Origin of the sequence: Kosakonia arachidis (assembly GCF_900116535.1) — a bacterium.
GTDB lineage: Bacteria > Pseudomonadota > Gammaproteobacteria > Enterobacterales > Enterobacteriaceae > Kosakonia > Kosakonia arachidis.
The window spans coordinates 87,047-96,555 of sequence record NZ_FPAU01000002.1; the positions used below are offsets into that span (position 1 = coordinate 87,047).

Consider the following 9,509-nt stretch of genomic DNA (forward strand, 5'->3'; position numbering starts at 1 on the left):
CTATATCGACTGCAATTAATGAGGTCATACACAAATGGATAGTTCGTTTACGCCCATAGAGCAAATGCTTAAGTTTCGCGCCAGCCGCTATGAGGATTTTCCGTTTCAGGAGATTTTGCTCACCCGTCTGTGCATGCATATGCAGGGTAAGCTGTTGGAAAACCGCAACAAAATGCTGAAAGCGCAGGGTATTAACGAGACGTTGTTTATGGCGTTGATCACGCTGGAGTCGCAAGAAAACCATAGCATTCAGCCGTCTGAATTGAGCAGCGCGCTGGGTTCTTCACGTACCAATGCCACACGTATCGCCGATGAGCTGGAAAAACGCGGCTGGATCGAACGTCGCGAAAGTGATAACGATCGCCGCTGCTTGCATCTGCAACTGACTGATAAAGGTCACGAATTCCTGCGTCAGGTTCTGCCCCCGCAGCACAACTGTCTGCATCAACTGTGGTCTTCCCTGAGCGACGCTGAGAAAGCCCAGCTTGAGCAGATCACACGTAAGTTACTTACGCGTCTCGACAAGATGGAAGAAGACGGCCTTATTCTTGAGGCGCTGCGCTAACGCGACAGACCGTTCGAATATCCAGGATAAAAGAATATAAGGGCCAGCCTGATGCTGGCCTTTCTAACGGAAGGTCGGCTGTGTCGACATCAAATAAGAAGATCGTGGAGAAAAGCATGAGCGCAAATGCGGAGAGTCATCCCCCGCAGCAACCGGTAAAAAAGAGAGGCAAACGTAAAGGTGCCCTTCTAATGCTGACCTTGCTCTTTATTGTTATTGCCGTGGCATACGGAGTTTATTGGTTTTTGGTACTGCGTCATTATGAAGAAACCGATGACGCTTATGTAGCAGGGAACCAGGTGCAAATCATGGCGCAGGTCTCCGGCAGCGTGACGAAAGTCTGGGCTGACAATACCGATTTTGTAAAACAGGGAGATGTGCTGGTTACGCTGGATACCACCGATGCGCAGCAGGCGTTTGAAAAAGCGCAGACTGCACTGGCAAGCAGCGTTCGTCAAACCCGCCAGTCGATGATCAATAGCAAGCAGTTGCTCGCGAACATCGAGGTGAAAAAAACCGCCCTCGCCCAGGCACAGAGCGATTTAAACCGCCGTATTCCACTCGGTACTGCCAATTTGATCGGCCGCGAAGAGCTGCAACACGCCCGTGATGCCGTGACCAGCGCGCAGGCCGATCTGGACGTGGCCATTCAGCAATACAACGCCAACCAGGCGATCGTGCTTGATACGCCGCTGGAAGATCAACCGGCAGTTAAACAGGCCGCAACCGAAGTCCGCAATAGCTGGCTGGCACTGCAACGTACGAAAATCGTCAGCCCTATCACCGGCTACGTTTCGCGTCGCGCGGTACAGCCTGGTGCACAAATCAGCCCAACCACCGCATTAATGGCCGTCGTTCCGGCCACCAATCTGTGGGTGGATGCTAACTTCAAAGAGACACAGCTTGCGCATATGCGTATTGGCCAGACGGCAACCGTGGTCAGCGATATCTATGGCGATGAAGTGACCTACAACGGGAAAGTGGTCGGCCTCGATATGGGCACCGGCAGCGCGTTCTCATTGTTGCCTGCGCAAAACGCGACCGGTAACTGGATCAAAGTGGTTCAGCGCCTACCGGTACGTATTGAGCTGGACGCCAAACAACTTGCCGACCATCCACTGCGTATTGGTCTCTCAACGCTGGTAAAGATCGATACGGCAGATCGTGAAGGTCAGGTGCTGGCAAGCCAGGTGCGCAGTAGCCCGGCGTATGAAAGCAACGCACGGGAGATTAGCCTTGACCCGGTCAACACGCTGATCGAAAACATCGTGAAAGCCAACGCCGGTTAATCTGAGGTGAGTGCAATGCAACAGAAACCGCTGGAAGGCGCGCAACTGGTCATTATGACCATTGCGCTGTCGCTTGCGACCTTCATGCAGGTGCTGGACTCCACCATCGCTAACGTGGCTATTCCCACAATAGCCGGCAACCTTGGCTCATCGCTGAGCCAGGGGACATGGGTGATCACCTCTTTCGGGGTGGCGAACGCCATCTCGATCCCGATCACCGGCTGGCTGGCAAAGCGCATCGGTGAAGTAAAGCTGTTCCTCTGGTCAACGGTGGCCTTCGCTATCGCCTCCTGGGCGTGCGGCGTCTCCAGCAGCCTGACGATGCTGATCTTCTTCCGTGTGATCCAGGGGATTGTCGCCGGGCCGTTGATCCCGCTCTCCCAGAGTTTGTTGCTGAGCAACTACCCGCCCGCCAAACGCTCCATCGCGCTGGCGCTGTGGTCAATGACAGTCATTGTCGCGCCGATTTGTGGTCCGATCCTTGGCGGTTATATCAGTGATAACTACCACTGGGGCTGGATCTTCTTTATCAACGTGCCGATCGGCGCGCTGGTGGTGTTGCTGACGCTGCAAACCCTGCGCGGCCGCGAGACGCGAACCGAACAGCGACGCATTGACGGTATTGGCCTGGCGCTGCTGATTCTCGGTATCGGCAGTTTGCAGGTGATGCTCGATCAAGGCAAAGAGCTGGACTGGTTTAATTCGACAGAGATCATCGTGCTGACGATTGTCGCCGTGGTGTCAATCAGTTTCCTGGTGGTCTGGGAGTTGACCGATGAGAATCCGATAGTCGATCTGTCACTGTTTAAATCGCGAAATTTTACCATCGGCTGCCTGTGCATTAGCCTCGCCTATATGCTCTACTTCGGCGCGATTGTTCTGCTGCCGCAGCTATTGCAGGAGGTGTATGGCTACACGGCAACGTGGGCGGGGCTGGCCTCCGCGCCTGTCGGGGTGATCCCGGTGCTGCTGTCGCCGATTATTGGCCGCTTCGCCCATAAGCTGGATATGCGTCGTCTGGTGACCTTCAGCTTTATTATGTATGCGGTATGCTTCTACTGGCGTGCGTATACCTTCGAACCGGGAATGGACTTTGGCGCTTCCGCCTGGCCGCAATTTATTCAGGGTTTCGCCGTGGCCTGCTTCTTTATGCCGCTCACCACTATCACGCTCTCCGGCTTGCCGCCTGAGCGACTGGCGGCGGCATCCAGCCTGTCGAACTTCACCCGTACACTGGCCGGTTCAATTGGGACCTCTATCACTACCACGCTGTGGACTAACCGGGAGTCGATGCACCATGCGCAACTCACCGAGTCGGTCAACCCGTACAACCCTAACGCGCAGGAGATGTATAACCAACTGCAAGGCATGGGGATGTCGCAACAGCAAGCGTCCGGTTGGATAGCGCAGCAGATCACCAATCAGGGGCTGATTATTTCCGCCAATGAGATCTTCTGGTTCTCGGCGGGTGTATTTCTGATCCTGCTCAGCCTGGTGTGGTTTGCCAGACCACCTTTCGGTGCCGGTGGCGGCGGCGGCGCGCACTGATCTTTGGCGCGGTTTGCCGCGCCTTGTCCAGAACGCGACAGTGGTTGTCAGTTCCGATAAAGCAGCGCTCCTGAAATCGCTTCACGATGGTGAAAAGACAACAGGAGCGCAGCATGCTAAAAAATCCCGCAGAAAAATATTCCCCGTTCACCCCTTTCGCCCTGCCCGATCGCCGCTGGCCTGAACAACGCATTACCCATGCGCCGCGCTGGCTTTCCACCGATCTGCGCGACGGCAACCAGGCGCTGGCAGAACCGATGGATAGCGCACGCAAGCTGCAATTCTGGGAACTGCTATTGGCGTGCGGCTTTAAAGAGATTGAGGTGGCTTTCCCTTCGGCCTCGCAAACGGATTTCAACTTTGTTCGCCAGTTGATTGAAGAGCAGCGCATTCCCAACGATGTGACGATTCAGGTATTAACCCAGGCGCGGGAGGATTTAATTTACCGCACCTTTGCTTCGCTACAAGGAGTCAGGCAGGCGACAATTCATTTGTACAACGCCACTGCACCACTGTTTCGCCGCCTGGTATTTGGCATGGAGAAAGCGCAGGTTGTCGAACTGGCGACGCGCTCCACACAACTGATTCGTCAACTGTGTGAAGAGAATCCGCAAACGCGCTGGCAGTATGAGTATTCACCGGAGACGTTTTGCTTTACCGAAGCCGATTTCGCGCTGGAGATTTGCGAAGCGGTGGCCGGTGTCTGGCAACCGTGCGCCGAACGTCCGATGATCATTAACCTGCCGGCGACCGTTGAAGTCAGTACGCCGAATGTTTATGCCGATCAGATTGAATATTTCTGCCGCCACTTCAGCCGCCGCAACGACGTGTGCATTAGCGTGCATCCGCATAACGATCGCGGTACCGGCGTTGCCTGCGCAGAGCTGGCGGTGATGGCCGGAGCCGATCGCGTTGAAGGCTGCCTGTTTGGTAACGGTGAACGCACCGGTAATGTCTGTCTGGTAACACTGGCGATGAATCTCTATAGCCAGGGGATCAGCCCGCAACTCGATTTCAGCGATATGCCGCGCGTGGTGGAAGTGGTGGAAATCTGTAATCAACTGCCGGTACACCCGCGTCATCCGTGGGCTGGCAGCCTGGCCTATACCGCATTTTCCGGTTCGCATCAGGACGCGATCAAAAAAGGGTTCGATGCCCGTAAAGCAGGTAGCCACTGGGAGATGCCCTATCTGCCGGTCGATCCGCAGGATATAGGCTGTAGTTATGAAGCGGTGATCCGTGTGAACAGCCAGTCCGGGAAAAGCGGTAGCGCCTGGCTGATTGAACAGAACCATGGCCTGAAACTGCCGCGTGCCCTGCAACAGGATTTTAGCCAACATGTGCAGCAGGAGACGGATAAACACGGCAAAGAGATGACGCAAAATGCGCTGTGGCAATTGTTCCGCAACCGCTACGGTCTTATACCTTCGCCGCCGCTGTCGCTGCAACATTATCGCAGCGACAGCCAGCAGGATGGTCAGTTACGACTGACGGCGACAGTCATGCGGGAAGGTAAAACGCGCGAACTGACCGGCAGCGGCAATGGCTTGCTTTCGGCGGCCGCCAACGCCATTACTCCGTGGCTTGGCAAACCCTTTGTCATTAAGGATTACCATGAGCACACGCTTGGCGTGCGCAGCGACAGCCGCTCGGTGGCGTATATTCGCTGCCTGTATCAGGATGGCAGCAGCCGCTGGGGCGTTGGGATTGATAATGATGTCGCGCGTGCTTCATTGCAGGCGTTACTAAACGCGGTGGGCTAAAGGGAAGGTTCGCGGAAGTAGTCGCTGGGTGATACACCCATCACCCGGCGAAACATCGCTGTAAAGGCGCTGTGGCTGCCATATCCCAGATCCAGCGCCACGCGCAGTACCGATTGCCCTTGAGCCAGGCGCAACAGCGCCGCCAATAAACGGGCGCGTCGCACCCATTCGCCGTAACTTACCCCCGTTTGCTGCTGAAAATGCCGGTTCAGCGTGCGCTCGCTCATGTTCGTCAGGCTGGCTGACTGCGCGCTGCTCCAGCTTAGTCCCGGTTCGGCGCGGATCTGTTCGCACAGCTGGCGCAACGCTGCGCTTTGCGGCTCCGGCAGGTGAAACGGCAGCACCGGCATGGCGCGGATCTCATCCAGAATCAGTTCATAGATGCGTTCATCGCGGCTACCGGGCATGTACTGCAGGGCCAGATCGAACGCAGCGACGATGAGTTCGCGCAGCAGCGGCGTGATCTGCACGATCTGGCAGGACGCAGGCAGATCGGCGCGGGCCAGCGGATCGATAAACAGCGTGCGGGCTGCGACGCTGCCGGTAATGCGGATGGCATGCTGTGTTCCGGCGGGTAACCACACGCCGCGACCAGGAGGAACGACCCAGCACCCAGCAGCGGTATCCACACGCACCACGCCGCTCAGGCTATGCAATAGCTGTGCACAGTCGTGCTGATGCCACGGTTCGCTGTCGCCGTGCTGATAATCATGGGCAAAGGGATGTAGAGGACGGTGCGTAAAGGAGAAGGTTAAAGTGGTCGTCATCGGGTTGCCGCTGGGTGGCGAGAAAGCAGGCCCGGTAAGCGAGCTACCGGGCGCTACAATGACAGCACTAGATGTGCAGTTCCTGCAATTTTTCTTTCGGCAGGGCCAGCTCTTCGTTGCTGTTAACGCGGACATCGCGGTCAAGAATGTGATGGGCGATTTCCTGTGCTTCTTCCAGCGAGTGCATGGTATAGGTGCCGCACTGGTAGACGTTCAGTTCCGGGATCTGGCTCTGTTCCTTCACCTTCAATACATCGGCCATCGCCGCTTTCCACGCATCCGCAACGCGCTGCTCATCCGGCGTGCCAATCAGGCTCATATAGAAGCCCGTGCGACAACCCATCGGCGAAATATCGATGATCTCAACGCCGTTGCCGTTGAGGTGGTTACGCATGAAACCAGCAAACAGATGCTCCAGCGTGTGGATCCCTTTTTCCGGCATGACCTCTTTGTTAGGCACGCAGAAACGCAGGTCGAATACGGTGATGGTATCGCCATGCGGCGTGTCCATGGTTTTGGCTACACGGACAGCAGGGGCTTCCATACGGGTATGATCGACAGTGAAGCTATCCAACAATGGCATTTAGTCACCTCCGACAGTGATTTTTTTAAATAAAAAATGAACTCTTCTTTTTCGTGCGAGTCTGAGTATGTGAAAGACGCGCATTTGTTATCATCATCCCTGATTTTCAGAGATGAAATTTTGGCCACAGTAATGTGGCCTTTTTCTTTTCTGTCAGGCGTGACGCGCGAGTAACGCTTCAAATGACTCGCTATCCCCGGCTTCAACCTCTGCCTGACGCGCCAGCGATGCTTTGCACTCGGCGATAAAATCTTCCTCATGCAGGATTTCCAGCGGCTCTTCGCGAAGCTGTGAACGATACTGATCGCCCAGCGCTTTGCCGGTGCCACCCATACCATTATCGATCATCGAACGCAGAATACGCGCCGAGAAAGTGAGCTCCGGATCGTCGAAGCTGCCGACCAGTTGTTCACACACCTGCTCGTATTCGTTGCCACCGTACACGCCATCGAGTGTCTGCGCCACTCGTTTCAAATCCTGGAACAGATCTTTGCCGACCTTCGCCAGCGGGAATTGCGCAGTTTCACAGCCAATACCCAGCGTCAGGCCCGGTTTACGCCCTTCCAGAATCACGCGATTCCAGTTTGTACGCGTACACAGCAGTTCGTCGCTGCTCATCTCCGGCGCATCAGCAAGCACGCACCAGACCATAAACAGATCGAGGAAGCGAACCTGCTGCTTGTCAACGCCAATCGCCGTGAAGGGGTTGATGTCCAGCGAGCGCACTTCAATATATTCAATGCCGCCGCGCAGCAGCGCGTCCGACGGCGTTTCACCGCTGCGGGTTACGCGTTTCGGGCGGATCGGCGCATACAACTCGTTCTCGATCTGCAAAATATTGGTATTGATTTGCAGATACTTATCGTCTTTCTTCAGACCTATTTTAGCGTACTCTTCCGAAGGCGTTTTTATCGCCCGCTTCAGCGCCACCACATAATCGTGCAGATTATTAAAGGTGATGCCCAGATTGCTCTGCGATTTATTGGTATAGCCCAGATCGCTTAAGCGCAGCGACGTGGCATACGGCAGGTAATACATACCATTCGGCGTTTTCTCAAACGGCAGAGTGGTCGGTTTCCCTTGCAGGAACGACGAACAGATCGCCGGAGACGCACCAAACAGATACGGGATTACCCAGCCGAAACGGTAATAGTTACGAATCAGGCGGAAATAGCCGTCGGAGACCGTATCTTTATCGGTACCGCCACTTTTCGCTTCCCAAAACTCCATCGGCAACGAGAAGTTGTAATGCACGCCGGAAATGGTTTGCATCAGCGCGCCATAGCGGTTTTTCAACCCTTCGCGATAGAGTGTTTTCAGGCGACCGATGTTAGAGGTGCCGTATTGCGCCAACTCAATCTGCTGGCCGTCTTTGATATAGCACGGCATACTCAGAGGCCACATCCGCTCATCGCCAATCTGGCGGGCGGTGTAGCGATGAATATCACGCATGATCGTCAACATATGGTCGATATCGCTATCGACCGGCGTAATAAACTCCAGAAGTGATTCCGCAAAATCAGTGGTGATCCACCGATGAGTTAAGGCAGAGCCGAGCGTCGCTGCATGACCAGTCGTCGCCAGCGAGCCATCTGCGTTTACGCGCAGCGTCTCACGTTCAAGACCGCGTTGGATCCCCTTAACGACCTGAGGATGTTTTTCCAGCCAGGACAATGCCTGTGATACGTCCGGGATCAAGTTGACCTCCCGCGTGTAATAATCATTTTATTAAGCATAATTGTAATGGTTGACGATTAAAGGTCACTCACTCAATCCAATTAGTGCCACCACGTCATACCCTGTAGCGTTACCAGGGCTATCGCCACATAGCGTAACGCCTTGCCAAGGCATAAAAAAAACAGCACTGGTCCCCATGAAAGGCGCATCCAGCCCGCCAGTAGACACAGCACATCGCCTATAACAGGCATCCAGCTCAGAAGCAGCGCTGCCGCGCCGTAACGCTTGAGCCAGTGAGTCGCTTTTTCCTGCCAGCGCGATGTTTTACGCTGCGGAAAGAAACGCCCAAGAATAACGTTAGTCAACCCTCCAAGGCTATTACCCATTGTTGCTATTACGACGAGCAACCAGGGCTGACTGACACCCGATAGCAGCATTGCAATCAGCACGACCTCAGAATTACCAGGCAACAGCGTGGCGCTGAGGAAGCTACTGGCAAACAATGACAAGAGCGACAGGCTGTCACTCACAATAAGCGTACATCAATTGCATCCATACCGGCGGCCTGCGCCGCCTGGATACCAAAATCTGCATCTTCAAATACCACGCATCGCGCTGGCTCCACGCCCATTTGTTGGGCGCAAAGCAGGAAGGTATCCGGTGCAGGTTTGTGATTTTTAACATGATCGGCAGCAACAACCGCATTGAAATAGTGACGCAGGCCAAGGTGCGCCAATAACGCTTCCGCAATCGCGCTTTCACTGCCGGTTCCTACCGACATAGGGCGACGGCCGTGCCACTCTTTTACAACGTCGATTAATGGCAGAGGGCGCACTGAATCCAGCAGCATCGCTTTAACCAATGCAGTTTTCTCCTGCGCCAGTGCATGCGGATCGAGATCGCCTTGGTTAGCTTCAATAATGAACTGCGCGATACGCCAGGTCGGTGCACCATTTAGCCCAACCATTGACTGCTCGTCAAAACGCATCCCGTAACGCCCCAGCACTTCATTCCAGGCTTTACGGTGGGTCGGCTCGGTGTCCAGGATGGTGCCATCCATATCAAAAATCAGACCAGCGTAACGTTCGTACATCATGTTCTCACAAAGCGGATAACAAACAGTTACTTTAACGTAAACAGTGATTTTTGTCGCTGTCAGCAAATGATAAGGACAAATGTTGGTTTTTTCGGGTGGATTGATAGATAAAGCGTAAACACGCGATAAAACGAGGAAGAGGTTTAACTAAGATGGTGCATCCGGGAGGATGACTCGTCTTTCGACTCGCCCTGCGGGCCGTTGCTGATGCAACGTTATCC

At 54.7% G+C, this 9,509-nt stretch carries 9 protein-coding genes; 4 read left to right on the plus strand and 5 right to left on the minus strand.

The window, feature by feature from the left end; all coding sequences use genetic code 11:
- Positions 1–34 precede the first annotated feature (34 nt).
- The 4 genes from mprA to leuA all read left to right on the plus strand — a co-directional run bounded on the left by mprA (position 35) and on the right by leuA (position 5,165).
- A complete protein-coding gene (mprA, locus tag BM427_RS08515) occupies positions 35–565 on the plus strand; it encodes a transcriptional repressor MprA (protein WP_090120866.1) in 531 nt (176 codons plus the stop codon).
- Between the two features lie 116 nt (positions 566–681).
- Positions 682–1,854, plus strand: coding sequence for a multidrug efflux MFS transporter periplasmic adaptor subunit EmrA (emrA, locus tag BM427_RS08520; RefSeq protein ID WP_090120868.1), 1,173 nt, complete (start codon positions 682–684; stop codon positions 1,852–1,854).
- 15 nt (positions 1,855–1,869) lie between these two features.
- Entirely contained in the window at positions 1,870–3,402 is a 1,533-nt protein-coding gene (gene emrB / locus BM427_RS08525) for a multidrug efflux MFS transporter permease subunit EmrB (RefSeq protein WP_090120870.1), read from the plus strand.
- Positions 3,403–3,515: 113 nt separating this feature from the next.
- Entirely contained in the window at positions 3,516–5,165 is a 1,650-nt protein-coding gene (leuA, locus tag BM427_RS08530) for a 2-isopropylmalate synthase (RefSeq protein ID WP_090120872.1), read from the plus strand.
- On the opposite strand, the gene BM427_RS08535 is transcribed toward leuA, so the two are convergent.
- The 5 genes from BM427_RS08535 to yqaB form a co-directional block, all read right to left on the minus strand.
- Positions 5,162–5,932 (minus strand): AraC family transcriptional regulator, encoded by a 771-nt coding sequence (locus BM427_RS08535; protein ID WP_090120874.1) that lies wholly within the window; start codon positions 5,930–5,932, stop codon positions 5,162–5,164. The two genes, leuA and BM427_RS08535, sit on opposite strands and share 4 nt — an antisense overlap.
- A gap of 67 nt (positions 5,933–5,999) precedes the next feature.
- On the minus strand, positions 6,000–6,515 hold the full coding sequence (gene luxS, locus BM427_RS08540) for an S-ribosylhomocysteine lyase (RefSeq protein WP_090120875.1): 516 nt from the start codon (positions 6,513–6,515) through the stop codon (positions 6,000–6,002).
- Between the two features lie 153 nt (positions 6,516–6,668).
- Positions 6,669–8,213, minus strand: a complete 1,545-nt coding sequence (gene gshA / locus BM427_RS08545; protein WP_090120876.1) for a glutamate--cysteine ligase — start codon at positions 8,211–8,213, stop codon at positions 6,669–6,671.
- An 80-nt stretch (positions 8,214–8,293) separates the two neighbouring features.
- Entirely contained in the window at positions 8,294–8,722 is a 429-nt protein-coding gene (locus BM427_RS08550; protein WP_090120878.1) for a YqaA family protein, read from the minus strand.
- Entirely contained in the window at positions 8,719–9,285 is a 567-nt protein-coding gene (yqaB, locus tag BM427_RS08555; RefSeq protein ID WP_090120879.1) for a fructose-1-phosphate/6-phosphogluconate phosphatase, read from the minus strand. Before yqaB ends, BM427_RS08550 begins: the two co-directional genes overlap by 4 nt.
- Between the last annotated feature and the right edge of the window lie 224 nt (positions 9,286–9,509).